Consider the following 25,151-nt stretch of genomic DNA (forward strand, 5'->3'; position numbering starts at 1 on the left):
TTTTTCAATTATTCTAGCATTTTAAATCAACTTAAATACTTAAATTTGCACGATCTTAAAACGGGCTTATATTATGCAGGATAAACTATCCAAAATTCTTTTCTCTACGCGCCTTACGGCCATTTTGTTTATCGCTTTTGCAGCAGCTATGGCAACCGGTACCATTTTAGATGTTGGACAAACAACATCACCAACAGCATATACTAGAACACTAATTTATAATGCATGGTGGTTTGAAGCCATAATGGTATTATTCGTGGTAAATTTTATAGGAAATATTTTTAGATACAAACTTTACAAAAAAGAAAAGTGGTCTACACTTATACTGCATTTGTCATTTATTTTTATTTTGTTTGGAGCTTTTATAACGCGTTATGTAAGCTTTGAAGGTATGATGGCTATAAGAGAGGGCGCTACCGAGAACACCTTTCTTTCACAAAAAACCTACATAACCGCTTATATAGATGGCGATTACCAAATAAATGGCGTGGCACAGCGCTTACCTATTGAACGTGAGGTCGATTTTTCAGCAAGGCTGGACAACGATTTAAAAATAGAGACCCAATACGATCAACAACCTGTAACCATCGAGCTTGAAAAGTTTATAAAAGGCGCTGAAGAAGATATTATTCCCAATGAAAATGGGGAATCCTATTTAAAGCTTGTAGAGACAGGTGGTGCAGGGCCACACAATCACTTTTTAAAAGTAGGGCAGGTGCAAAGCATTCACGGCGTGTTAATGGCGCTTAATAAACCTACCAATGGTGCCATTAATATTACCTATGAAAATGGAGAACTAACTATTAAATCGCCTTTTGAAGGTGATTATATGACTATGGCAACCCAAGCTCGTGGCACATTAGTAAAAGACAGTTTGCAGCCTTTAAAATTACGTTCACTTTATACCATTGGCAATATGAAAATGGTATTCCCCAAGCCTATAGTTAAAGGGTTTTTTGATATCGTTCAAAAATCAACGATTTTAAAGAATGATGAGGACGGCGTGGTACTAAAAGTAACCACAAATGGCGAAACCCAGCGTGTGGGTATCTTAGGCGGTAAGGGCATGAACAATCCCTTCAAGCAAATACAAGTTGGCGGACTGGATTTTGCCTTTAAGTACGGGTCAAAAGTTTTGGAACTGCCATTTGCTATTAAGTTGAACGATTTTGAAGCCGAACGCTACCCAGGAACCGAAAAAGGTTATTCGGCATACTCCAGTAAGGTAACCGTTATAGACGAACAAGAAGGCAGCTTCGATTATAAAATATATATGAACAATATTTTGGATCATCGGGGTTATCGTTTCTTTCAATCAAGTTTTGATCCTGATGAAAAAGGAACGATCCTTTCTGTAAACCATGATTATTGGGGTACTTTGCTAACTTATATTGGTTATTTTATACTGTACTTTGGGCTAATGGCCATTTTATTTAGTAAACATTCACGCTTTGGTGACTTAAAAGTCATGCTAGAAAAGGTCAAGGCAAAAAAAGCCAAGCTGCTTGCAATATTGGTATTGTGTTTTGGGCTACAAGCTTTTTCACAAGAGCAGCATACCGAAAATGACGGACACAACCATAGTAAGCCTACCAAGGCACAAATAGACTCCATTTTAAAAGCTAATATTACACCTAAGGCACATGCCGATGCGTTTGGGCATTTGGTTATTCAAGACTTGAGCGGCCGTATGATGCCCGTTAACACCTATGCATCTGAAATGTTAAGAAAACTAAGTAAGCATGATACTTACGAGAATTTCGATGCCAACCAAGTATTCCTGTCCATTCAAGAAAGCCCCATGCTATGGTATAATGTACCAATCATTTATTTAAAGCCCAAAAAAGCAGATACCATTAGAAAACTTATTGGCGTAGACAAGGAAGTGAAATATGTAACATTGGCCGACTTTTTTACTAACAACGGGGCGTATAAATTAAGCCCCTATTTAGATGAAGCTTACAAAGCCATGGCCCCCAATGCGTTTCAGAGAGAATTTAAAGAAGCCGATCAACGGGTTAATTTGTTGTACAATACCATAGAGGGTATGTCCTTAAAAATATTTCCAATACCTGATGATGCTAATAATAAATGGGTGTCTGCCTACGATTATCGCTTTGGAAACTATCAAGTAAACGATTCGCTTTACAGCAATTTCATTAAAAATGGTTTTAAGGCCTATTTGTTTACCTTAAACAAAGCCAAACAAACAAGCGATTTCTCTGAGGCTACAAAACTTCTAGAAGCGTTCAAAAAAACGCAGCATCAGTTTGGGGGTAGTGTTATGTTGAGCGACGATAAAGTAAATACCGAAATTCTTTACAACAAATATGATATCTTTAAAAAACTCTATAGTTGGTATTTGTATGCAGGAACCCTATTGTTCATTGTATTGATGGTACAGATTTTTAAAGAAAGAAGTAAAGCTGTCAACTTTATGGTCACACTGTTTAAAGGTATTGTACTATTGTTGTTCATTATGCATACTGCTGGTTTAATTGTTAGATGGTATCTTTCTGGGCATGCACCGTGGAGCGATGCTTATGAATCTATGATATACGTGGCTTGGGCTACCATGTTTTTTGGTTTGGCATTTGGTAGAAAAAGCGATTTAACCATTGCATCTACCGCCTTTGTAACGGCTATGATTTTGATGATTGCCAGTTGGAATTGGATGGATCCCGCCATAGCCAATTTGCAACCGGTTTTAAATAGTTATTGGTTAATGATACATGTAGCTGTTATTGTAGCAAGTTATGGACCATTTACCCTGGGGATGATTTTAGGGCTGGTAGCTTTGTTGCTTATGATTTTTACTACCAAAAAGAACAAGAGAAAAATAGATTTAAACATCCAGGAGCTTACCATAATTAATGAAATGTCCTTAACCGTTGGTTTGGTTATGCTTACCATAGGAAATTTTTTAGGTGGTATGTGGGCCAACGAAAGCTGGGGGCGTTATTGGGGTTGGGACCCTAAAGAAACCTGGGCACTCATAAGCATTATGGTATATGCTTTTGTAATACATATGCGTTTAGTACCGGGACTTCGCGGGCGTTGGTTTTATAACCTTATGTCTATAGTGGCCTATGCAAGTATAATGATGACGTACTTTGGCGTAAACTTCTATTTATCAGGCTTGCACAGTTATGCCAGTGGCGACCAAATTGTAAGCGTTAAGTTTATTTCCATAGCCTGTGGTATTATAGCCATAGTTGGCTTTTTTGCCTATAGAGGTTATTCCAAATACTACAAAAAATAATTTATTTCCATAGTATTTGTAATGTTTTTATAGATGCTTCGACAAATTTTTGAGAAGCTATTAAAAAACGCACCGCTATGAAACATCTATTTATAATTGGTTTTGTATTATTTTCATTATGTTCCTGTTCTTCATCAGATGCTCCTGTATCAGGCAATAGCGACATGTCCATGAACATGGAAGACGACATGGAAGAAACCCCTTTATACACAGGCGATTTTGTAGAAAGTGCCCATCAAACTTCTGGTAAAGCATTTATTAATAAAGAAAAAACCGTACTATCCTTTGAAAACTTTAGTACCGATAGTGGTCCGTTGTTAGAAGTTTATTTAGCTACTGATACTTCTGCCAGTAATTATATAACACTGGGCGTTTTAAAAGGCACCAATGGTGATTATCAATATGACCTTCCTGAAAATGTAGACTACAAAGTATACAACCATGTTATTATATGGTGTGTAACGTTCTCTGTAAACTTTGGCTATGCCGTGTTAAAATAAATTAAGAACTTTTTGTTAAATTCACGAGTCCATTCGGTAAAAGGGCCAGTGCAATTCGCAGTAGCACCAGTACAATTCGCAGTAGCACCAGTGCAATTCACAGTAGCACCAGTGCAATTCACAGTAGCACTAATGCAATTCGTAAATCCCCTAAGATCATCTATCTAAATAGCGCCTTTACTTCATTAAAATAAATGGCCTTAAAGTCTTTGATAACCAGGTTGGCATGGCTATAATCTTGGTTTTTAGAATGAAAACTATCATACCCAACGCAAAAAATATTTGCAGCATTGGCCGCTTTAATACCATTGGTAGAATCTTCAATAACCATACACTCATGTCTTTCAAAACCCGAAACTTGTGCAGCTTTGATAAAGATTTCAGGATGTGGTTTTGATGCTTTTAAATCGGCACCACTTAATTTTGCCACAAAATAGTGGTTCAAATCAAAGCGCTCAAAAATTTGGTTAATGCTGCTCATAGCAGCCGAAGACCCCAATACAAGCTTTAACCCGTTGGCATGATAATTTTTAATTAAATCCAGCACACCATCAATAAGTGTTAAATGGCTGCTAGTTTCAAAAAAGTGTTTATAGTGTTTGCGTTTTAAAGCCACAAGATGTTCGGGCGTTGTTTCCAGGTTAAAATGATCGCACAGGCGTTTGCAAATATTAATGGTAGATTGCCCCGTAAACGATTCATACAATTCATTAGAAACATCAATGTCCATTTCGGTAAACATATTGTTGTAGGCGCTTCGGTGCAAGGGTTCACTATCAATAATAACCCCATCCATATCAAAAATCACAGCTTTTAGCATCGTTATTTTTTTTGCGAAGATATAAGAATACAACAAAACAGCCCAAAAAGTATTTTGCAGTATTAAATAAAATAACCATATTTGTTTCTATGATTGTTTAAAAATAAACTTATAGACATTTTCGGGTAAGTCTCGAACAAAAAGGGTCTAGCATTTACATGTTAGGCTAAGTTTATATATTATGATATGATTTAAAATGCAATCAAATAAAATTTCCTTTAAACAATTTCTTCAATATTTTAAGATAGCCGTTACAGGCAAAGAACAAGAATTTACCACAAGCAGTATACGACGTGCCGTTTTTATGTTGGCCATTCCTATGATTTTAGAAATGCTCATGGAGTCGGTTTTTGCTTTGGTAGATATTATGTATGTAGCTAGAGTAAGTGTTAATGCCGTAGCTACTATTGGTTTAACCGAATCTGTAATTACCTTGGTATATGCCGTATCTATAGGTTTAAGTATGGCGGCAACAGCTGTTGTGGCTAGGCGTGTTGGCGAAACCGATATACAAGGAGCAGCCAATGCCACTGTACAGGTTATTTTTCTTGGTATTTTTGTGGCAGCCATCATCAGTGCCATAGGTATTATATATCCTAGGGAAATACTGGAACTTATGGGTGGCGAACCAGATTTGATAGCCGAAGGCTATGGCTATACCAAAGTGCTTTTGGGTGGTAACTTTACCGTAATGCTTTTGTTTTTAATCAATGCGGTGTTTCGCGGGGCAGGTAATGCTTCGGTAGCTATGTGGACCTTAATTTTATCTAACGGCCTAAACATTATTTTAGATCCCATATTTATCTTTGGTTTTGGTCCTATAAAAGCCCATGGTGTGGAGGGAGCGGCCATAGCTACAACCATTGGGCGTGGTACTGCTGTATTATTTCAGCTGGGTATCCTGTTCTTTGGATTTAGTAAGATAAAAATTGGTATTAAAGATCTGGTACTTCGCTTTAAGATCATGTTTAATTTAATAAAAGTTTCCTTGGGTGGTATTGGGCAGTTTTTAATAGGTACGTCATCCTGGGTGTTTTTAATGCGTATTATGAGCGAATTTGGCAGTGAGGTTTTAGCTGGTTACACCATTGCCATTCGAGTTATGATGTTTACACTCATGCCCGCTTGGGGCTTGAGCAATGCAGCTGCTACGCTGGTTGGGCAAAACCTAGGGGCTAAAAAGCCCGATAGGGCAGAATTATCGGTATGGAAAACCGGTAAGTATAGTGCTATATTTATGGGTATGGTATCCGTTATTTATTTACTGTTCGCTCCTAAAATAATTGCATTGTTTAACACCACCCCCGATGTTGTAAAATATGGAAGTTTGTGTTTACGTGTTATCGCTTCGGGATATATATTCTATGGGTACGGTATGGTTGTTATAAATGCTTTTAATGGTGCTGGCGATACCAAAACACCTACGTACATAAATTTTGTGTGCTTTTGGTTGTTGCAACTTCCTTTTGCTTACGTTATGGCACTTACCTTGGATTTTGGACCTGCTGGTGTATTTTGGGCCATTACCCTGGCAGAAATATTAATTGCTATTGTAGCAATTGTTTGCTTTAAAAAAGGTGCTTGGAAAACGGTTGAAGTATAGTGCCTTTGCTTTTTTAGGTTACATATGTTTACCCTAGCAGGTTACAGCAGGATAGCCTTAATAAAAATATTGGTGATTTTTACAAAACACATGGAGAACGATGATATGACATGGAAAGAATAACAGCAACTTACCTTATTGAAACCCCTTATGAAGTTGAACAAGCTGCAGCAGTATTGGCAGGGGAGCAGTCTAGTGGAACATTTGTTTCGGTACCAGGAGAAACCGATGCGCTTAAAACACGTTTTGCAGCCAGGGTAGAGCATATTGAACTGTTGGATGAAGTAGACACACCCAGTATGCCCGGCGATGCCATTACAGGTAAAGTTTATAAGCAAGCCAAGGTAACTGTATCTTGGTCTATTGAGAATTTTGGCTATAATGTACCCATGCTTGTGTCAACTTTACAAGGTAATTTGTATGAGCTGAAACAATTTACCGGACTTAAGTTGGATGATTTTAAATTACCAGATTCCTTTAAAGATCACTTTAGAGGCCCTAAGTTTGGTATGCAAGGCACTAAGGATTTGGCTGGTGTGGGTTCAGAACGTCCTATGATTGGTACTATTATTAAACCCAGTGTAGGTTTGACACCCGAGTACACCGCTAATTTGGTAAAGACCCTGGCCGAGGCGGGGATTGACTTTATTAAGGATGATGAGCTTTTAGGGTCTTCAGCCAATTCGCCTTTTATGGAGCGTGTGGAAACTATTATGGCAGTTATTAACGCCTTTGCTGATAAAACCGGGAAGCAGATTATGTATGCATTCAATATCTCCGGTGATATTCGAACCATGCAATCCAATTACGAAACCGTATTAAATGCAGGAGGTATTTGTGCAATGGTAAGCATTAATAGTGTAGGGTGGGCCGGTGTTAGAGAGGTGTGTCGTTGGGGAGGTCTTAGTATTCATGGCCATAGAAATGGCTGGGGCATGCTAAACCGCCATCCGCTTTTAGGTATTAATTTCCCGGCATATAATAAAATATGGCGTTTGGCAGGTGTCGACCAAATGCACGTAAATGGTATTAAGAATAAATTTTGGGAGTCAGATGACTCTGTAGTGCGTTCCATTAAATCATGCCATACACCCTTTTTAAATAATCCGTCCGTGTTACCTGTAGTGTCTTCGGGACAGTGGGGCGGACAAGCCTTTGAAACTTACCGCCGTACACAAACCACCGATTTGCTATATATGGCCGGGGGTGGTATTATGGCACATCCTTCCGGTCCTACAGGTGGCGTTAAAGCGCTACATCAGGCCTGGGATTCCGCAGTAAAAGGTATGAGCTTGGAAGCCACGGCCAAACAATACAAGGAATTTAGGGAATCGGTTGTTAAATTCGGAAGTTAAAAACCTATGCGACAGAAAAACAATCTTTTATTGGCCTTTTATGGTGATGATTTTACAGGCTCTACTGATGCTTTGGAGTTTTTGAGTCGCGCCGGAGCTAAAACAGTACTGTTTCTTGAAAATCCAACCCCCGAATTATTGAAGCAATTCCCGAATTTAGATGCTATAGGTATTGCGGGAATGACCCGGGCGATGGCTCCTGAAGCGATGCAAAAAACTCTGAATGAGTCGTTTAAAGCTCTGAAAGCATTAAAACCCAGACATGTGCACTATAAAGTGTGTTCTACTTTTGATTCATCACCTGATATTGGTAATATAGGAACAGCTATTAAAGTGGGACAGCAGGTTTTTAAAAATAATATAATACCCATTCTAGTCGCTGCTCCCAATTTGGGACGCTATTCAGCCTTTGGAAACCTTTATGCGCGTATGGGGATTGGTAGTCAGGGAACTATTTATCGTTTGGATAGGCATCCGTCTATGAGCAAACATCCCACAACACCCGCTACAGAAAGCGATTTAAGAAAGCATTTGGCTAAACAAATTGATGTACCAATGGGACTGATTGATTTGGTAGATTTAGAAAAGTCGGTACCCGATATTGAAACAAAACTTCAAAACGAAATAAACGATGGGAAATCCTTGGTGTTCTTTGATGCCATGTACGAAGCCCAAATGCAAACCATTGGCCAAGTAATAGATGGCTGTGTTGTTAAAAATAAACCGCTATTTTTAGTAGGTTCTTCTGGTGTTGAAAAAGCTCTGGGAGACTTTTGGGAAACCCAAAATAAGCTCCAAAAACATTATGATTGGACACTTTTAGAAGAAAGCAAACCGCTTTTGGTATTGTCTGGTAGTGTATCGCCTGTTACAGCATCACAAATTGATTGGGCTATTGCCAATGGTTTTGAGGACATTCCTGTAGATATGGCAGTTTTAGAGAATGACGCTACGGAAGCCCGGTTAATTGAGGAATACCAAAACCGTATTGCCAATGCTTTGAAGATTGGCAAAAGTGTGGTATTGCATACATCTAAAGGTCCGGACGATCCGCGGGTAAAAACCGCTTCCGTCCTGCGCTCCCAAACGGCGAAACGCTTTGGTAAAATATTGGGGCAATCGGCCAAAGGGGCTTTAGAACAAATATCGGTAGATCGGTTGGTCATTGCGGGCGGTGACACCTCTAGTTATGTAGCTAGGGAGCTGGGGATTGTTGCTGTAGAAATGATCGCACCTATTTATGTAGGAGCGCCCCTGTGCCGGGCTTATGCCCCCCATTCACCAGTTCATAATACCGAAGTTAATTTAAAAGGCGGTCAAGTAGGTGATGCCTCTTATTTTGGCGCATTACAACGAGGAAAAATAACAGTATAAATTATTAAATAAATACAATTATGTCAAAAACATTAGCACTCATACATACATCGGCTACCTTGGTACCTGTGTTTCAGGAGTTGATAGATAAACATTTAAAAGGGAAGGATATTAAAATATTTAATATTGTAGATGATAGCCTGATTAAGAATACGATTGAGCGTGGACAGGTGACTCCGGATACCTCCCGACGTGTTGTGGATTATGTCGGGTCGGCAGAACAAGCCGGTGCCGATTATATTATGGTAACCTGCTCGTCTATAGGAGCAGCTGTAGAAAGTGCGGCGCCACTTACCAAGGTGCCTGTATTGCGTGTAGATCAACCTATGGCAGATAAAGCGGTATTGTCCGGGAGTCGGATTGGGGTTATTGCTACACTGCCCACAACATTAGAGCCTACCAGCGATTTGGTAAGAAGACGTGCTATTGCCTTAGGAAAGGAAGTAACAATTATATCTAAGCTCTGTGAAGGCGCTTTTGATGCACTCATGGGGGGTAAACCAGAAGTGCATGATACCATGGTGGCCAAAGCCTTAAAAGCTTTAGCAGAAGAAGTAGATGTTATTTTATTAGCACAGGCATCTATGGCCCGAGTAGTAGGACAATTGGATGAAGCTGATAAAAAAGTACCTATTTTAGCGAGTCCGGATATTGCCATGGCTTACCTGGCAGAAGTCTTGTAACCGGATGCAGCAGCTAAGAAAATATACGTTATGGTTAGCAATGGTAACAGTTGCCTTGCTGGCAGTGGTTTTGATAATAAGCCAAGAAACTCTGGTGGCACCTTTGGCTGTTGCTAGTGCAGTATTATTAGCTATTGGGATAGGTGCTTTGGAAGCCCTCAAGAGTTATCAATATACCGCCTGGATTCTTGTAGCTATTGTATGTGGTATGTTTTACCCGGATGCGTTTTTACATTGGGGTGATTTCGATTTACGTAATAAGTGGTTAATCCTCATTGTGGTGCAAGTGGTGATGTTTGGTATGGGAACACAAATGAGTATCCAGGATTTCTATGGGATTAAAACCATGGGGAAAGGTGTGCTTGTGGGGGTGCTTTGCCAATTTACTATCATGCCCTTTGTGGGATATGGTTTAACACGGATTTTTAATTTCGAACCAGAGATTGCAGCAGGGATTATATTAATAGGATCATGTTCCAGTGGTCTGGCATCGAACGTTATGGTGTTTATAGCACGTGCTAATTTAACATTGTCTGTTACCCTAACAGCTGTAGCAACTTTACTGGCACCAATTATGACGCCTTTAATGATGAAACTGTTGGCAGGAACCTATGTGGAAATTGATTTTCTTACTATGTGTGCGCAAATCATCAAGATTGTTATTGTGCCTATAGGAGCTGCTTTATTGTACGATGCTTATGCAAAGAACTTTAAGAATTCCAGGAAACCTATTGTAGTGTGCTTTTACATTGCTCTGGGCTGGTTAGCTATAATGGGCTTTGGTATGTGGGATTATTTATCAGAACACCTCTCGGAAGGTACTATGCTTATTGTAAGTCTTATTAATTTTATGTTTGGAGCTGTCATTGTAGGGAAACTGTATTACAATTTGGTTTCATGGCGTTCAGGTATTCATGGTTTTATGCCCATACTATCTATGTTCGGTATTATCTATTTTACAACGGTTACTACAGCCGCCAGCAGGGATAATATCTTAACTGTAGGTGTGTTTATTTTATTAGCATCTATTTTGCACAATACTTTGGGGTATGTCTTTGGCTATGGTATTAGTAAAGCTTTGGGTATGGACAAGAACTCCTGTAGAACAGTAGCTTTAGAGGTGGGGTTGCAAAATGGTGGTATGGCTTCCGGTTTGGCAGGTGCTATGGGTAAATTGGCTACGGTTGGTTTGGCTGCAGCTATCTTCAGTCCGTGGATGAATATCTCAGGCTCTTTATTAGGAAACTATTGGCGGAAAAGAAAAGAAGGTGAATTGTAAAATTTGTAAATTAGAAGTCTTAAAACCGCATTTCTTGATGTTTAATAATCTTTACTATGATGACTAAAGGAAGATTAGAAGCTTTTACAGATGGTGTTCTGGCCATAATAATTACCATTATGGTATTGGAGTTAAAAGTACCACACGGAGGTACTTTTGAAGATTTGATACCCTTATTACCCGTATTTAGTAGCTATGTATTGAGCTTTATTTATATAGCCATATACTGGAACAACCACCACCACATGATGCAAACTGTAAAACACGTTACAGGTAGTGTGCTTTGGGCTAATATGCATTTATTGTTTTGGTTGTCTTTGGTTCCTTTTGTAACCGGGTGGATGGGAGAAAACCATTTTACTTCGGCCTCAGTATTTTTATATGGTATTGTACTACTGGGGGCAGCCATTGCTTATTTTATACTTCAGTACTTGATTATAAAAAGTCATGGTGCCAATTCCATATTAGCCAAAGCATTGGGGAAAGACTTAAAAGGTAAAGCTTCGCCTGTACTCTATATTATAGGCATTGTTTCAGCTTTCCTGAATGTGTGGATTAGCGGTTTTATGTTTATATTGGTAGCTGTTATATGGCTTATACCTGATAGGCGGATTGAAAATGCGCTTAAAAAGGAACTTGCGGGTAAATAACTAAGTTTTTTTTCTAAGATCGGTTTTAATGTATAACCCAATTTGAAGCCTATGTAGGTTTAAACCATTTATCTTATGGTTTAAATAACCTATTTGAATATGATGGCTTTTGGATAGGTGTGCACCAAATGCCATGTACAATCGGTTTTCGGTAAAAACATCACCTTTTAGATTGGCAAAGAATTCATTGTTTATATTTAAGAACAACCAGTTATTCAATTTTATTTTTGGCCCTAACCTATACCGTATGCGGTGTTCGTTATTATGCTCGTGTGTAAAGTTTAAAAAGCGATGCTCTAATCGTAGTCTATGAAGGATATTGAATTTTACTAACAGATGTTTGTAGCTTAATTGCTCATAAAACCTATTTTCATAAAGGTGTGGGTAGCCAACAGAGGCAAATGTTTTATCAATATCTAAATAGCAATATGCTAGGGTTAATGTGGTATTCTTGCTAGGATAGTACACTGCGCCAGTATAATAAAGAAGAAGGTTCATGTTATTAATAACTTCAAATGAGCGTAGTTGAAACCCTGTTTTTATACAAAATTTATCAGCAACTCTATGATTAACATCGAGCATGTACCATGTGCCTAGTTTGTTTTCTGGCGACTTTTGTGCATGGCTAACATGGATGGCTAAACAAAGAAAAATGCTAATTAAAACTTGCTTCATGGTTTTATTATTGAGACTAAACAATATAGAAGGAGCTCTATTGCGGAGCTCCTTCTAAAGCTATCTATGAATCTTGATTATATGTGTTCTTCTAAATGATGATGCTCATCAATTAAAGGTCCACCTTCAATAATTTGCTGAGATGCCTGATGAGCAAATTTCTCAAAGTTTAAGTGGAATGAGTGTGCTAATTGAATGGCTTTGCCAATATAGGCACCTTTTTGCAGCCAAGTATTCATAGGATCTAGCATTTCTGATGGTACATGAGGGCAGTATTTAGGCATGAATAATCCAAAAATGGGGTTTTGCTCATAATCTACATGATCTAATTCACCATTAAGAATAGCTGTAATCATGGCTCTGGTATATTTTAACTTAATTCTAGAGCCAACACCGTAGGGACCAGCACTCCATCCTGTATTAATAAGCCATACATTAACACCAGCATCTTGCATTTTTTTGCTTAGCATTTCACCATAAACAGTTGGATGTAGTGGCATAAAGGGTTCTCCAAAACAAGCAGAGAATGATGGGACAGGTTCTGTAATTCCCGCTTCAGTTCCTGCTACTTTGGCCGTGTATCCAGATATAAAATGGTATGCTGCTTGGCCAGGCGTAAGTTTAGATACAGGAGGTAATACCCCAAAGGCATCACAGGTTAAGAAAAAGATATTCTTAGGATTGTTTGCATACAAGGTTTCCTGAATATTGTCTATATGATAAATGGGATAGCTAACGCGTGTGTTTTGGGTAATACTACTATCCATATAATCTACTTCGCCATTGTCTTTAATTACCACATTTTCAAGTAAAGCACCTGGTCTTATTGCTCTAAAAATATCGGGTTCTTTTTCTTCTGATAAGTCAATGACCTTTGCATAACATCCGCCTTCAAAATTAAAAATGATATTGTCTTTGGTCCAGCCATGTTCATCATCACCTATGAGCTTTCTCTCCGGATCTGCAGAAAGCGTTGTTTTTCCTGTTCCAGATAATCCAAAGAAAATAGCTGTATCCCCTTTTTTGCCTACATTGGCAGAACAATGCATGGGCAGTACATTTTTTTCGATGGGTAAAATCAGATTAAGCGCAGAGAAAATCCCTTTCTTCATTTCACCGGTATAGGCAGAGCCTCCTATAAGAGCTATTTTTTCGGTAAAGTTTATAATTGAAAAGTTTCCTTGGCGTAAACCGTAATCCGATGGATTTGGACAAACATACCCTGGGGCACAAAGAATTAACCAATCTTCTTTGAAGTTTTTCAATTCTCTTTTACTGGGGCGCAGAAACATATTGTAAACAAACAGGTTAGACCAAGGGAATTCTGTTATAGTACGGATGTTTGTTCTAAATTCGGGATCGGCACATACATAACCATCTCTGGCGTAAAGTTCTTTTCCTGAAAGGTATTTAATAACCTGGTCTTTAAGTTTTTTAAAGTTTTCATTAGAGATAGGTTTGTTGGTTTTTCCCCACCAAACTTTTTTGTTTGTGTAGTTGTCTTTTACTATAAAACGATCTTGAGGTGATCGCCCAGTAAATTTTCCTGTATTGATGGCAAGTGTTCCATTTGCAGTTTCTTTACCCATATTTTTTTCTATGGTAATTTTTTGTAACACCTCGGGAGGTAAGTTCCAATGCACATCTACATTTTTTAAGCCATATGATTCTAAACTCATATGTGTTTCTAAGGTTTGTAAATCATTCATTTTACTAATATTTAAGTTCTTAATAATTTATTTTAAAAAGGCCATATAATTGGCACAAGTATTAACGTAATGATGAATAGAAATAACAATAAAGGGGCTCCAACTTTAAGGTAATCTATAAACTTATATCCTCCGGCAGTCATTACCATAGCATTTGTTGTAGTGCCAATAGGGGTTAAAAATGCTGTTGATGCGCTTATTGCAATTACAATCATAAAGGGTTCTGGAGACAAGTTTAGTGAACTGGCGGCTAGCATAGCTATTGGTGCCATTAATACAGCTGTTGCTGAATTGTTGATAACCTGACTAAATGTTGTTGTTAGTAAAAAAATACCTCCTAATAATACAATAGGGTGTATAGTGCCTAAATTGTTCACCAAACTAGTGGCAATTAATTGTGCAGTGCCTGTTTTTTGTAGTGCAATGCCCATGGGTATCATGGCTGCAATCATAATAACACTTGTCCAGCTAATACCTTTGTAAGCCTTTGCAATAGGAACACAACCTGTTAGCATAACAACACCTGCAGAGATTAGAGCAGCTATAGCTCCAGGCACTACTTTAAACACCATTAATAGAATCATTAACACTAAAGAAGCTAATGCTATATAAGACTTGATATTCAGGTTTTCAACATTTTTAGCCATGCCCTCTGGACTTCCAATAATTACTAAGTGTTCGTGTTGTTTTTTTAGGTCTTCTATATGTTCCCAAGTGCCACGTATTAGAAAAGCATCTCCAGCTTTTACAGTAATTTCCTTCTCTTGTAATGGTTTATTGTTTCTAGAAGCTGCCAGTAATTGAATGCCAAATCGTTTGAAGTAGTCTCCTAATTTGTACTTCCTACCAACTAGCATTGAGTTTGGGTTTACAATCACTTCGGTCATGCCAACCTCTTGGTTAATTAAATTATGTTTTAATTCATCTGTAATTGGCTCAAGAGGTAATAAACCCAACCTAAATGTTATCATGAGTTTGTTAATGGCCTCTGTTTCGCCTTTCACGGTTAGGATGTCATGGTAATAAAGAGGCGTTTTTGGATTGGGGAATTCTTCAAATGTATGGATGCCTTTTAGAACATTTGGGTGCCTACGTTTAATTCGGATAATGGAAACATTATATGTTTTTTCAAAATGCCAGTCTTCAAGTTTGGTATTAATTAATGGAGATAGAGATCGAATACGTAACCTGTAATAATCGTTATCAACTTTATACGCATCTATCCAGTTATGCATTGTAGATTCTATGTTTACAGGTTTATTGTTTGTTTTGTTTTTTGGAAGGAGTTTATAACCTATATATCTAAAATATAACAAGGCAATAACTAAGATAGGCAATCCTATTAAAGCAAATTCAAAGAATGAAAAGCCTTCATACCCAGCATCGACTAATGCGTTGCTAGCTATAATATTTGGAGGCGTACCAGTAAGTGTTAACAATCCGCCAGTATTAGATCCGAATGCTACTGGCATTAGCATTTTAGAGGGTAAAGTACCTATGCTCCAAGCAGATGATATAGTGAGCGGCATTAATGTGGCAACAGTACCGGTGTTACTTACAAAACCAGATAAAACACCTGCGCCAAGAGTTATTATTATTAGTAATTTTGGAATGCTTTTACCTGCCCATTCAACAAATTTTTTTCCGGCCATAGCTGTCCAGCCAGTTTGTGCGATGCCTTCACCAATTATAAATAAGGCTGCAATCATAATAACGGTTGGGTTGCTAAAGCCACTTAGTGTTTCATTTGCGTCTAGAATACCTGTTAAAAACAAGCTTAACATAGATATAAGAGCTACAATATCTGGTGTGAATTTACCCCAAACAAATAGACTTATTGTGATAACTAAAATGAGGAGCATTAAATAAATCATATCTAAGGATTGTTTGTTAATTTTACACGATATAATGTGTCAATTGCTTACTATAAAGTTACAGACTAGTATGGCTTGAAAGCATGACGAATGTCATGCTTTTTTAGAGTGATTCATTTTTAATATATTGTCGTTTTAAGATGTAAAAATGTATGAATTAGGTAAACGAAAACGTATTCGTAATTAAGATTTTGTAGTATTATAGTAAATTTGCGTAAAATTAAGAGCTGCATAACATTATAAGTTTTAAAATAAAACAAAAAGTGTTGTTTAAGTAACATCAAATTTCAATAAATTTAGAGTGGGTTTTATTACCAGAATGAATTAATAATCAACAGTATGAAACTAGATATACTTGCTATTGGGGCGCATCCCGATGATGTTGAACTAGGTTGTGGTGCAACTATAGCAAAAGAAACAGCAAAAGGTAAAACTATAGGGGTTATAGATTTAACTCGTGGTGAATTGGGAACACGTGGTACCGTAGATACCAGAAATGAAGAGTCTGAGGAAGCAGCAAGGATACTTAATGTGTCTGTACGCGAGAACATGGAGTTTGCTGATGGTTTTTTCGTTAATGATAAAGAGCACCAGTTAGCACTTATAAAAAAAATACGCCAGTATCAACCAGATATAGTAATTTGTAATGCCATGGACGATAGGCATATAGATCATGGTAAAGGTGGTAAGTTAGTTAGTGATGCTTGTTTTTTAAGTGGTTTGGTTAAAATTGAAACAAAATCTGAACAAGGAAAATTGCAAGAACCTTGGCGCCCAAAGCAAGTATATCACTTTATACAATGGAAAAATTTAGAACCTGACTTTGTGGTAGATGTCTCAGATTTTATAGACATAAAGATGCAGGCAGTAATGGCTTATAAAACCCAGTTTTATAATGAAAATAGCAAAGAGCCTACAACCCCTATTTCTAGTAAAAACTTTACAGATAGTATTAAGTATAGAGCTAGGGATTTAGGGCGTTTGATTGGTGTTGAACATGCAGAAGGATTTAATGTTGAACGTTACGTTGCTGTTGATAGCTTATTTGATTTAAAGTAAGTACTAGAACTAAGTTATTAAAATATTAAAAAAGGTTTTGTAGAAAAACTGAAATCAGTTACATTTGCACTCGCATTTATAATGCATGCTACATGGTGGTTGTAGCTCAGTTGGTTAGAGCATTGGTTTGTGGTACCAAGGGTCGCCGGTTCGAGCCCGGTCTTCCACCCAAAAGTTAAGCCTTTCAAGAAATTGAGAGGCTTTTTTTGTGTTTTTATTTAAGAAAAGCCCCCTCAGTTTTTAAAAACTGAGGGGGCTTTGTATTATAGCGATTAAGAGTCTTTATTTTTTATCGACTTTAATGCGTTCTTCTCTATTAGCTAATTCCCAAGCCGTACAGAACACCAAACGGGCACGTGTTTCCAATAAGTCATATTGGATTTTATCAGGAGTATCTGTTGGTTTGTGATAATCGGCGTGTGTTCCGTTAAAATAGAAAATCACAGGGATATTGTTTTTAGCAAAGTTATAATGGTCGGAACGATAGTAAAAACGGTTCGGGTCATTATCATCATTATATGTATAGTCTAAATCAATATTGAAGTACTTAGAGTTTACCGCTTCGGAAATATCGTGTAATTCTTGACTTAGTTTGTCAGATCCTATTAAATACACATAATTACGATTGTTTTCGTGTTTCGGGTCTACACGCCCAATCATATCAATATTTAAATCAGCAACGGTATTTTTTAAAGGAAAGATAGGATCTATATCCGTGTAGTAGCGCGATCCAAATAAACCAATCTCTTCACCTGTAACATGAAGAAACAAGATGCTGCGTTTAGGACCATGTCCTTCATCAGCCGCTTTTTTGAATGCCTGGGCAATCTCTAAAATAGCAACGGTACCAGAGCCATCATCATCAGCTCCATTGTTAATGTCACCATTTTTATTAACTCCAACATGGTCTAAATGCGCAGATATAATAATAACTTCATCAGGTTTTTCAGAACCTTTTATATAGGCCAATACATTTTCAGAAGCTTTTGCTTTGCCTGAAAAAAAAGACTCTGGGATTTCCTGGAAGTAGTCTCCTTCAGAAATAGGGGACGGGATACCCCATTTTACATAGTGGTCTTTCAAAAACTCGACAGCTTTCTTTTGCCCTGGTTCACCAGTTTCTCTCCCTTCAAATTCATCTGAAGCATAAGTGTAAAGTGCTTCCTTTAAATCTGAAGCAGTTATGGTATTGGCATAATCAATAACATTGGCATGGTCTTTTATACCATTTTTGTTCTGGGATGAGCTACAGGACATTATAAAAACTGTAGTCATTAGGATAATGAATATTCTTTGCATTTATGTAATAATTTATGTTTTTGCGATATTACAAAAATGAATCTATAGAAATAGGCGTTTTTTAGTTATTTTAACAGTTGGTTATCTTTATCGGGTAATAATCGATGTTCTTGGTTAGCTATTTGCCATGCAGTAACAAATATAAGTTTTGTTCGCTTTTCTAGGAGGTTATATGCTATTTTATCTGGAGTGTCTGAAGGCAAGTGATAGTCTTCATGTTCACCATTAAAATAAAAAATAACAGGTATGCCGTGCATTGCAAAGTTGTAGTGGTCTGACCTGGAATAATAATTATTGCTATCATTTTCTTCATTATATCTATAGTCTAAATCGATGTTAAAATGGGTGTCGTTAATTTTTTCTGAAATATAATGCAGCTCTTTACTTAATCGGTTAGAGCCTATTAGATATATATAGTTTTGGTTGTTTTCGTGTATTTTATCTATACGACCTATCATGTCAATATTTAAGTTGGCCAGAGTGTTTTCTAATGGAAATACAGGGTAATTAGTATAAAAAGCTGATCCTTTAATGCCAAGCTCTTCACCTGTTAAGTGCAAAAACAAGATACTTCGTTTAGGGCCATGACCTTCTTTTTTTGCCATATTAAAAGCTTGTGCCATTTCCATAAGTGCTACTGTACCAGAGCCATTATCATCTGCGCCATAGTTAATTTGTCCATTTTCATTAATGCCAAGATGGTCTAAATGAGCTGAAATTATAATTATATCTTCAGGATATTTTGTTCCTTCAACATAGGCTAGGACATTTTGGGAGGCATTAACTTCTTCAGATAAAAATTTCTTTGGAACGGTTTGATAGTAGTTGGAATTCCCAAAAGGAGAGGGTATGTTCTCAGTTTGATAATACAATTTTAAAAGCTGCGCTGCTTTTTTATGGCCTGATTCACCACTTTTCCTGCCTTCAAATTCTTTTGATGAAAATTTGTATAAATGTGTTTCTAGCTCTTTTGCAGTAATTGTATTAGCATAGTTAGTTACTACTGTACTATCTGTTAGTTTAATACTGTCCTTAAGATTCTGGATTCTTGTAGAGTACTTGGGAGTTGCGCAAGTGCCTATTAATATAAATGCTGAGAGTATGCAAAAGGTTTTCATGTATGTGTAAACATTTTATTGATAGCAACTTACAATAAAACATTCTCTGGGACAGGAAAACGTTTATTTTGTTGATTGTTGATTAGCAGCGACAAATATACAACAAAAGACGAAATTACTTACTAAGTTTTTGTCTTTTGTAAAATTAATTTTCAGAGTCCAATTCATCTATTTCAGTAATGTCAATATCAATAGCCTCATCATCAAGGCCTTCAATATCCAAATTTTCCAATTCCTCAATGGCCTCTTCTTCAAATTTCGTCTCTTTGGCTTCCAACATTTGTGTATCAGTTACTTCGGAAACTGAAAATATGGCTTTATAAATGGTAATGGATAAAGCTACAATGGTTAGTAAAAAGGTGAATTGAATAATTTTTTTTACATGGCCGGACTTTTTTGATAAGTAAAAAGCAACCAAGCCAAAAACAAGGGCCCCAGCAGCAGGAATGATGGCTAAATTTGAAATGGGGAGCACTGATAATATAATAGCCAATACAGATGCTATTATAGACAGAATGGTAAATGTTTTTTTCATTTTATACTAGTTTTTTAATCCTGTTGCCGATTTAATTTTAAGTTCACCATTGCCAACGGGAATTTTAAATTTGCCGTAAACAAGAATTTTATTATCATCGGCTGTTAACCAGATTAGATTGCTGTTTTTTCCTTGAAGCACATTTGATTCGCTAGAACCAACAACCAGTTTATAACATTCTTTTTTACCTATGGCAGTACTTAAGGTCTCCTTTCCCAAATAGGTGATTTGACCTTTAATTTCTTCTCTATCAAATAATATAACAAATGTTTTTTTTGTACCTACAGATAGATTTTTATAATCGATAAGCCTAATGGCGTATAAGGTAGATACAATATCTTTGGTCCCAGAATTAATGGGTATTGTTTTGGCTTCTTCTTTATTATTTCTTTTTTTCTGTAAGGATTTCACCGTTTTGGTCTTATGGCTAAATGTATATTTCATGTACTTGTAGTAGCTGCCCTCATTAATATCTCTTGTGTATAGATAAGGAGTTAGGCTACTGGGGCTTACATAGCTTTCATATAAATCTCTAATTTTAAAAAAATTATCCCATTTACTATAGGTGGCTGCAGTACATTTAAGTCGCATTAAGGTTGCTTTTGAAGTTTTAACGGTACTGGTTTCCATGGTTATCTGGGCAATATCTGTTAAAATACCAGACATATTATAAGAAGCTGTGTAGGTAAGTGTTTCTCCAGCTGCTATTGCATTGTTTTGGGCACCAAGTATATAAGTTACCAGTAGGGCAAAAAGTAATGATATACGCATCATGTAGAATTAAGTTATAGGTTATAAGTAATAAATTAACATTTATTGTGCCGAAAATACAATGCTTTAAGATATTATACTAATTTTTATTTATACATATAGGTGTTATTCTTTATACCTGATAATTATCATAGTTTTTTTTTGTTAACCTCTTTATTTTTACATAGTTGATACAGGTGCTTTAAATGTTTGCAAAAAGTCGAAACATTTGTGGTAGACTTTTAAGGTGGAAAACAGAATCAAAATTTTAGCCATGAAAACAATATTATTGCCTACGGACTTTTCTAAAAATTCGATAAATGCCATAAACTATGCTATGGACATGTTTCGGGAAGTGGAATGTGATTTTTGGTTGCTTAATGTGCAAAAAGCCTCGTCGTTTATTTCAGATGATTTATTGGTGGTTAATTCATCAGCAACAATATATAGTACTATCGTAGATGCTGCAAAAAAATCATTAGCCAATATTATTACTAAAACACAAAAAAAGTACAATAATGATAAGCATACATTCCATGCTTTGGTTGATTATGATAATTTCATTGATTCTATAAATCAAGTTTCAGAAACCCATCAAGTGGATTTAATTATTATGGGTACCAAAGGTGCTACAGGTTTAAAGCAGGTTATTTTTGGAAGCAATACAGCGAGTGTGATGCAACGCTGTGAAATACCGGTGTTGGCTATACCAGACCAATGCACGTATTCAGGTTTAAAAGAAATTACGTTTACTACAAGCTTTCAAACACCTTATGTAGACAATGATATTTTACCGCTTAGAGACCTAGTTAGGTTAAATAAAAGCAAACTAAGTGTTTTGCATGTTATTTGTGACGGTAATTTTGCCATGGAATTAGATCAGAACATTGACTTTTTTAAATCACATTTTAAAGACGCCCACTATAAATATATTAACTCAGACACCAAAAATGTTTTTAATGTTATTAATAATTATATTGTAAACAATAATGTGGAATTGATAAGTATGGTTAATAAAAAACATTCATTTTTTGAGCGCTTGTTCAATCGTCTTATAGTTGAAACTTTTGCGTTTAACATCAATATTCCTTTCTTGGTTATTCCAAAAAGCACATAGAATATATGGATTTGGCTGTAATACAGTATTTTGTGGATAAAAGTTGATAAATAATTATTTTTATAGTATTAACTTTAGGCACATTATCAACCAAACCGTATTCTCAATGAAATGCAAGCTATTTATTTTGGCTTTGCTTATTTGCTTTTGCAAAGCACACGGACAGAATTCAACCCTTGATAGTTTACAAGTAACTTTTAAAAACACCAAGGTAAATGATTCTTTGAGGTTTGAAGCTGGGCTAGATGCTTTTATGCTACTGTTTAGGCAAAATATAGATAGTGCTAGGTCTTTTGGCAATAGTGTATTGGATTATGCTATAGATAAGAACAAAAAATCTTGGGAAGCTACGATACGGCGTTATATTGGTAATACTTATGCATTTCAAGGCAATTTTATAGAGGCTTTGAAATTATTTTATGAAAGCCATTCAATTGTGGAGGCTTTAGGTGATAAAAAGGGAATGGCCACCACATATAACAATATTGGAACTGCTTATTATGAGTTGGGAAATTTTACAAAGGCTTTAGAGTACGAGTTAAAAGGTTTAAAATTAGCCGAAGCTATAAAGGATACCGTTAATATGGCGCGTCTTACTAATAACTTAGGTAATGTGTTTATACGGCAGCATAACCAAGACAAGGCTTTGGAATATTACAAGTATAGTTTAGAGTTAAAAAAAAGGTTAGGTGATAAGCGAGCCTTATCTAATGCTTACAATAACGTAGGTTTGGTTTATAACAATGAGAAAAAGTTTGATTTAGCACTCGATAACTTTTTGTTGAGCATTGAATTTGCAGAGAGTTTGAATGATAAAAGGCTTATAACTAGGGCATATAGTAATATAGGAGAGTTGTATAACATGAAAGGAGAACCTTTAAAAGCTTTAGAGTATTTAAATAAAAGCATAGATATAAAAAGCAGTATTGGTGATAGAGAAGGGCTTATAAGTGCGTATTTGTATAGAGGTGGAGGTTGCTATTTAAGATTAAAAAAGTACACACTGGCTAAAGCTGATTGTGAGAAGAGTTTGGCTTTAGCCAAAGAAATGGGGGTATTGATTGCTATTAAAGAATCGAGTGAATGTTTAAGTACCATTTGGGAAAGGTTAGGAGATTATAACAAATCACTGTTTTATTACAAGCAATCAATTACAGCAAAAGACTCGTTGTTCAATAACGAAAAAACACAGGCCATTACTCGACAAGAAATGCAATATCAGTTTGCAAGACAACAAATGGCTGATAGTATAGCGTTCAATAATCAAAAAGCAGCACAAGAATTGCGTCATGCTGAAAACTTAAGTAAACAGCGTAATAAAGTAAACCTAGTTATTTTTGGTACTATTGGATTGTTGTTTGTAGGCGGTGTTTATTGGCGTTCTAGGCAGAAGAGTATTAAATTAAAGCAAGAGCGTAACGTTATTGCCAAATTAAAGCAGATAGACCAACTTAAGGATCAGTTTTTAGCTAATACATCCCATGAATTACGTACACCCCTTAATGGAATTATTGGACTTTCAGAATCCTTAAAAGATGGTGCAGCAGGCAAATTACCACCTCAAGCTATTGAAAATTTGGATATGATAGCCAATAGTGGAAAGCGCCTGTCTAATTTGGTAAATGATATCCTTGATTTTTCAAAACTGAAGAATAAAGACTTAGTGTTATCTTTTCAAGCAGTTGATTTGTATTCAGTAACTGATTTGGTTTTAAAAGTTTCAGAATCCTTAGCTAAAGGTAAAGCGCTTAAACTATTAAATAGCATTCCTAGAGATATTCCCTTGGTTGAAGCCGATGAAAACAGACTTCAACAAATATTATACAACCTTATAGGTAATGCCATTAAGTTTACCGAAAAAGGAACCGTTGAAATTTATGCAGAAGTAACGAATGGGATGCTATCGGTTTCAATTTCTGATACAGGTATAGGCATTTCAGAAGATAAGTTTGATACCATTTTTAAGTCTTTTGAACAAATTGATGGTTCCATTGAAAGGCAATATACAGGAACAGGTTTAGGGTTGTCTGTTACAAAACAACTGGTAGAATTGCATGGGGGAACTATTGCGGTACGCTCTAAATTACATAAGGGATCAACATTTGTATTTACTTTGCCTTTAAGTAAAAAAGAGCGCATAGCTATTGATCAGAGAATTGTAAACAGCTTGGATGCACCCGTTCAAAATATAAAAAACGACATTGTCGAGAATGAAATTGCAAATACAGATAAACAAAATTCTAATATCACAATATTAGTGGTAGATGATGAGCCTATTAATAGGAGAGTGCTGGAAAATCATTTAAAAGTAGCTGGTTATAGTGTTGTTGAAGCAAACAGTGGTAAAGAAGCTTTAAAACTTATAGATAATAAAAGTTTTGACTTAATACTCTTGGATATTATGATGCCAAATATGTCAGGGTATGAAGTTTGCGAAACCATAAGAAGAACATATTCTGCTGGCGAATTACCTATTGTGCTATTAACTGCTAAGAATAGAGTAAGTGATTTAGTAACGGGCTTTAACGTTGGGGCTAACGATTATTTAACAAAACCATTTTCTAAAAATGAATTGTTGAGCAGAATTAAAACCCATCTCAATCTTAATGGTATTCACAAAGCGACTAGTCGCTTTGTGCCATCAGAATTTTTAAAATCGGTTGGAAGAGATGCTATTACAGAAGTTGTTTTGGGTGACCATATTGAAAAGAAAGTAACCGTTTTATTTACCGATGTTAGAGATTATACCAATTTATCTGAATCTATGACACCAGAACAAAATTTTAAGTTTGTTAATGCCTATGTGGGTAGAATGGGGCCATTGATACAAAAAAATAAAGGTTTTGTAAATCAGTACTTAGGTGATGGTATTATGGCATTATTTCCTGAAAATGCAAATTATGCACTTCAGGCTTCTATAGATATGCAGAAGATGGTTATAAAATATAATAAAAGACGCATTGCAGAAGGCTATGAGCCTATATCTGTTGGAATGGGCTTGCATACAGGAACACTGGTTATGGGAATTATAGGCGACACATACAGAAATGATACTGCTATTATTGCTGATACTGTTAATACAGCGTCACGTATGGAAGGCGTAACTAAATATTATGGAGCCAATATTATTATTAGTGCCGATGGCTTACAAACCATTACAAACAAAGAAGCTTATCATTTTAGATTTTTAGGAAAGGTAAAGGTTAAAGGGAAAAATCAGGTTGTTGGTATTTATGAATGTTTTGATGGGGATGAAGATAATATTATAGCTCTTAAGTTAAGCACACTTGAAACTTTTGAAACGGGTATGAAACACTTTTTTAATAAAGAATTCCCCAAAGCATCCGCGTTATTTGATAATGTACTAGCTAAAAACCCAAATGATAAAGTGGCAAAATATTTTATGACAAAATCGGCTGAATATACAATTTCAGGAGCACCGGAAGATTGGGACATGGTTAATACCATGCATGTAAAATAATTCCTTAT

At 36.3% G+C, this 25,151-nt stretch carries 19 protein-coding genes and 1 tRNA gene; 12 read left to right on the forward strand and 8 right to left on the reverse strand.

What is annotated here, in order from left to right; translation table 11 throughout:
• Nucleotides 1–73: 73 nt before the first annotated feature.
• Complete coding sequence (locus tag AC5SR4_RS13110; RefSeq protein ID WP_495356727.1) at nt 74–3,262, forward strand: cytochrome c biogenesis protein; 3,189 nt, start codon at nt 74–76, stop codon at nt 3,260–3,262.
• Between the two features lie 77 nt (nt 3,263–3,339).
• A complete protein-coding gene (locus tag AC5SR4_RS13115) occupies nt 3,340–3,762 on the forward strand; it encodes a DM13 domain-containing protein (protein WP_495356728.1) in 423 nt (140 codons plus the stop codon).
• Nucleotides 3,763–3,922: 160 nt separating this feature from the next.
• On the opposite strand, the gene AC5SR4_RS13120 is transcribed toward AC5SR4_RS13115, so the two are convergent.
• Nucleotides 3,923–4,582 (reverse strand): HAD family hydrolase, encoded by a 660-nt coding sequence (locus AC5SR4_RS13120; protein WP_495356729.1) that lies wholly within the window; start codon nt 4,580–4,582, stop codon nt 3,923–3,925.
• Between the two features lie 196 nt (nt 4,583–4,778).
• On the opposite strand from AC5SR4_RS13120, the gene AC5SR4_RS13125 reads away from it, so the two are divergent.
• The 6 genes from AC5SR4_RS13125 (at nt 4,779) to AC5SR4_RS13150 (ending at nt 11,526) form a co-directional block, all read left to right on the forward strand.
• A complete protein-coding gene (locus AC5SR4_RS13125) occupies nt 4,779–6,185 on the forward strand; it encodes an MATE family efflux transporter (protein WP_495356730.1) in 1,407 nt (468 codons plus the stop codon).
• 110 nt (nt 6,186–6,295) lie between these two features.
• On the forward strand, nt 6,296–7,540 hold the full coding sequence (locus AC5SR4_RS13130) for a ribulose-bisphosphate carboxylase large subunit family protein (RefSeq protein ID WP_495356731.1): 1,245 nt from the start codon (nt 6,296–6,298) through the stop codon (nt 7,538–7,540).
• Nucleotides 7,541–7,546: 6 nt separating this feature from the next.
• Nucleotides 7,547–8,914, forward strand: coding sequence for a four-carbon acid sugar kinase family protein (locus tag AC5SR4_RS13135; RefSeq protein ID WP_495356732.1), 1,368 nt, complete (start codon nt 7,547–7,549; stop codon nt 8,912–8,914).
• Nucleotides 8,915–8,934: 20 nt separating this feature from the next.
• Nucleotides 8,935–9,597, forward strand: a complete 663-nt coding sequence (locus AC5SR4_RS13140; RefSeq protein WP_495356733.1) for an aspartate/glutamate racemase family protein — start codon at nt 8,935–8,937, stop codon at nt 9,595–9,597.
• A 4-nt stretch (nt 9,598–9,601) separates the two neighbouring features.
• Nucleotides 9,602–10,876, forward strand: a complete 1,275-nt coding sequence (locus AC5SR4_RS13145; protein WP_495356734.1) for a bile acid:sodium symporter family protein — start codon at nt 9,602–9,604, stop codon at nt 10,874–10,876.
• A 56-nt stretch (nt 10,877–10,932) separates the two neighbouring features.
• Entirely contained in the window at nt 10,933–11,526 is a 594-nt protein-coding gene (locus AC5SR4_RS13150; protein WP_495356735.1) for a TMEM175 family protein, read from the forward strand.
• Here AC5SR4_RS13150 and AC5SR4_RS13155 read toward each other — a convergent pair whose 3' ends face one another.
• The 3 genes from AC5SR4_RS13155 to AC5SR4_RS13165 form a co-directional block, all read right to left on the reverse strand.
• Nucleotides 11,527–12,201, reverse strand: a complete 675-nt coding sequence (locus AC5SR4_RS13155; RefSeq protein ID WP_495356736.1) for a DUF2490 domain-containing protein — start codon at nt 12,199–12,201, stop codon at nt 11,527–11,529.
• A 77-nt stretch (nt 12,202–12,278) separates the two neighbouring features.
• The gene (gene pckA / locus AC5SR4_RS13160) at nt 12,279–13,910 is read right to left on the reverse strand and encodes a phosphoenolpyruvate carboxykinase (ATP) (protein WP_495356737.1); all 1,632 of its coding nucleotides are present in this window, start codon (nt 13,908–13,910) and stop codon (nt 12,279–12,281) included.
• A 32-nt stretch (nt 13,911–13,942) separates the two neighbouring features.
• Complete coding sequence (locus AC5SR4_RS13165; protein WP_495356738.1) at nt 13,943–15,784, reverse strand: SLC13 family permease; 1,842 nt, start codon at nt 15,782–15,784, stop codon at nt 13,943–13,945.
• Nucleotides 15,785–16,123: 339 nt separating this feature from the next.
• On the opposite strand from AC5SR4_RS13165, the gene bshB1 reads away from it, so the two are divergent.
• Together bshB1 and AC5SR4_RS13175 are read left to right on the forward strand one after the other, a co-directional pair.
• Entirely contained in the window at nt 16,124–16,843 is a 720-nt protein-coding gene (gene bshB1, locus AC5SR4_RS13170) for a bacillithiol biosynthesis deacetylase BshB1 (protein WP_495356739.1), read from the forward strand.
• A 94-nt stretch (nt 16,844–16,937) separates the two neighbouring features.
• Nucleotides 16,938–17,013, forward strand: a tRNA-His gene (locus tag AC5SR4_RS13175).
• A 112-nt stretch (nt 17,014–17,125) separates the two neighbouring features.
• Here AC5SR4_RS13175 and AC5SR4_RS13180 read toward each other — a convergent pair.
• From AC5SR4_RS13180 to AC5SR4_RS13195, 4 genes are all read right to left on the reverse strand, one after another.
• Nucleotides 17,126–18,142 carry a M28 family metallopeptidase gene (locus AC5SR4_RS13180; RefSeq protein ID WP_495356740.1) on the reverse strand — a complete coding sequence of 339 codons (1,017 nt, stop codon included), beginning with the start codon at nt 18,140–18,142 and terminating at the stop codon, nt 17,126–17,128.
• Nucleotides 18,143–18,207: 65 nt separating this feature from the next.
• Nucleotides 18,208–19,260 (reverse strand): M28 family peptidase, encoded by a 1,053-nt coding sequence (locus tag AC5SR4_RS13185; protein WP_495356741.1) that lies wholly within the window; start codon nt 19,258–19,260, stop codon nt 18,208–18,210.
• Nucleotides 19,261–19,405: 145 nt separating this feature from the next.
• Nucleotides 19,406–19,795 (reverse strand): FUSC family protein, encoded by a 390-nt coding sequence (locus AC5SR4_RS13190; protein WP_495356742.1) that lies wholly within the window; start codon nt 19,793–19,795, stop codon nt 19,406–19,408.
• A gap of 6 nt (nt 19,796–19,801) precedes the next feature.
• Complete coding sequence (locus tag AC5SR4_RS13195; protein WP_495356743.1) at nt 19,802–20,569, reverse strand: DUF3108 domain-containing protein; 768 nt, start codon at nt 20,567–20,569, stop codon at nt 19,802–19,804.
• 250 nt (nt 20,570–20,819) lie between these two features.
• Here AC5SR4_RS13195 and AC5SR4_RS13200 point away from each other — a divergent pair, with 250 nt between their 5' ends.
• Both AC5SR4_RS13200 and AC5SR4_RS13205 read left to right on the forward strand, forming a co-directional pair.
• Nucleotides 20,820–21,662, forward strand: coding sequence for a universal stress protein (locus tag AC5SR4_RS13200; RefSeq protein WP_495356744.1), 843 nt, complete (start codon nt 20,820–20,822; stop codon nt 21,660–21,662).
• 106 nt (nt 21,663–21,768) lie between these two features.
• Nucleotides 21,769–25,143, forward strand: a complete 3,375-nt coding sequence (locus tag AC5SR4_RS13205) for a tetratricopeptide repeat protein (protein ID WP_495356745.1) — start codon at nt 21,769–21,771, stop codon at nt 25,141–25,143.
• Nucleotides 25,144–25,151: the final 8 nt, after the last annotated feature.

This window comes from Aestuariibaculum scopimerae (assembly GCF_059428085.1).

What these genes read in the sequence shown, in the direction of transcription:
- bshB1 (WP_495356739.1), top strand. Translation starts at nt 16,124, where the DNA reads ATGAAACTAGATATACTTGCTATTGGGGCGCATCCCGATGATGTTGAA.
- AC5SR4_RS13125 (WP_495356730.1), top strand. Translation starts at nt 4,779, where the DNA reads ATGCAATCAAATAAAATTTCCTTTAAACAATTTCTTCAATATTTTAAG.
- AC5SR4_RS13190 (WP_495356742.1), bottom strand. Translation starts at nt 19,795, where the DNA reads ATGAAAAAAACATTTACCATTCTGTCTATAATAGCATCTGTATTGGCT.
- AC5SR4_RS13110 (WP_495356727.1), top strand. Translation starts at nt 74, where the DNA reads ATGCAGGATAAACTATCCAAAATTCTTTTCTCTACGCGCCTTACGGCC.
- AC5SR4_RS13155 (WP_495356736.1), bottom strand. Translation starts at nt 12,201, where the DNA reads ATGAAGCAAGTTTTAATTAGCATTTTTCTTTGTTTAGCCATCCATGTT.
- AC5SR4_RS13145 (WP_495356734.1), top strand. Translation starts at nt 9,602, where the DNA reads ATGCAGCAGCTAAGAAAATATACGTTATGGTTAGCAATGGTAACAGTT.
- pckA (WP_495356737.1), bottom strand. Translation starts at nt 13,910, where the DNA reads ATGAATGATTTACAAACCTTAGAAACACATATGAGTTTAGAATCATAT.
- AC5SR4_RS13120 (WP_495356729.1), bottom strand. Translation starts at nt 4,582, where the DNA reads ATGCTAAAAGCTGTGATTTTTGATATGGATGGGGTTATTATTGATAGT.
- AC5SR4_RS13165 (WP_495356738.1), bottom strand. Translation starts at nt 15,784, where the DNA reads ATGATTTATTTAATGCTCCTCATTTTAGTTATCACAATAAGTCTATTT.
- AC5SR4_RS13130 (WP_495356731.1), top strand. Translation starts at nt 6,296, where the DNA reads ATGGAAAGAATAACAGCAACTTACCTTATTGAAACCCCTTATGAAGTT.
- AC5SR4_RS13180 (WP_495356740.1), bottom strand. Translation starts at nt 18,142, where the DNA reads ATGCAAAGAATATTCATTATCCTAATGACTACAGTTTTTATAATGTCC.
- AC5SR4_RS13140 (WP_495356733.1), top strand. Translation starts at nt 8,935, where the DNA reads ATGTCAAAAACATTAGCACTCATACATACATCGGCTACCTTGGTACCT.
- AC5SR4_RS13150 (WP_495356735.1), top strand. Translation starts at nt 10,933, where the DNA reads ATGATGACTAAAGGAAGATTAGAAGCTTTTACAGATGGTGTTCTGGCC.
- AC5SR4_RS13115 (WP_495356728.1), top strand. Translation starts at nt 3,340, where the DNA reads ATGAAACATCTATTTATAATTGGTTTTGTATTATTTTCATTATGTTCC.
- AC5SR4_RS13185 (WP_495356741.1), bottom strand. Translation starts at nt 19,260, where the DNA reads ATGAAAACCTTTTGCATACTCTCAGCATTTATATTAATAGGCACTTGC.
- AC5SR4_RS13205 (WP_495356745.1), top strand. Translation starts at nt 21,769, where the DNA reads ATGAAATGCAAGCTATTTATTTTGGCTTTGCTTATTTGCTTTTGCAAA.
- AC5SR4_RS13200 (WP_495356744.1), top strand. Translation starts at nt 20,820, where the DNA reads ATGAAAACAATATTATTGCCTACGGACTTTTCTAAAAATTCGATAAAT.
- AC5SR4_RS13135 (WP_495356732.1), top strand. Translation starts at nt 7,547, where the DNA reads ATGCGACAGAAAAACAATCTTTTATTGGCCTTTTATGGTGATGATTTT.
- AC5SR4_RS13195 (WP_495356743.1), bottom strand. Translation starts at nt 20,569, where the DNA reads ATGATGCGTATATCATTACTTTTTGCCCTACTGGTAACTTATATACTT.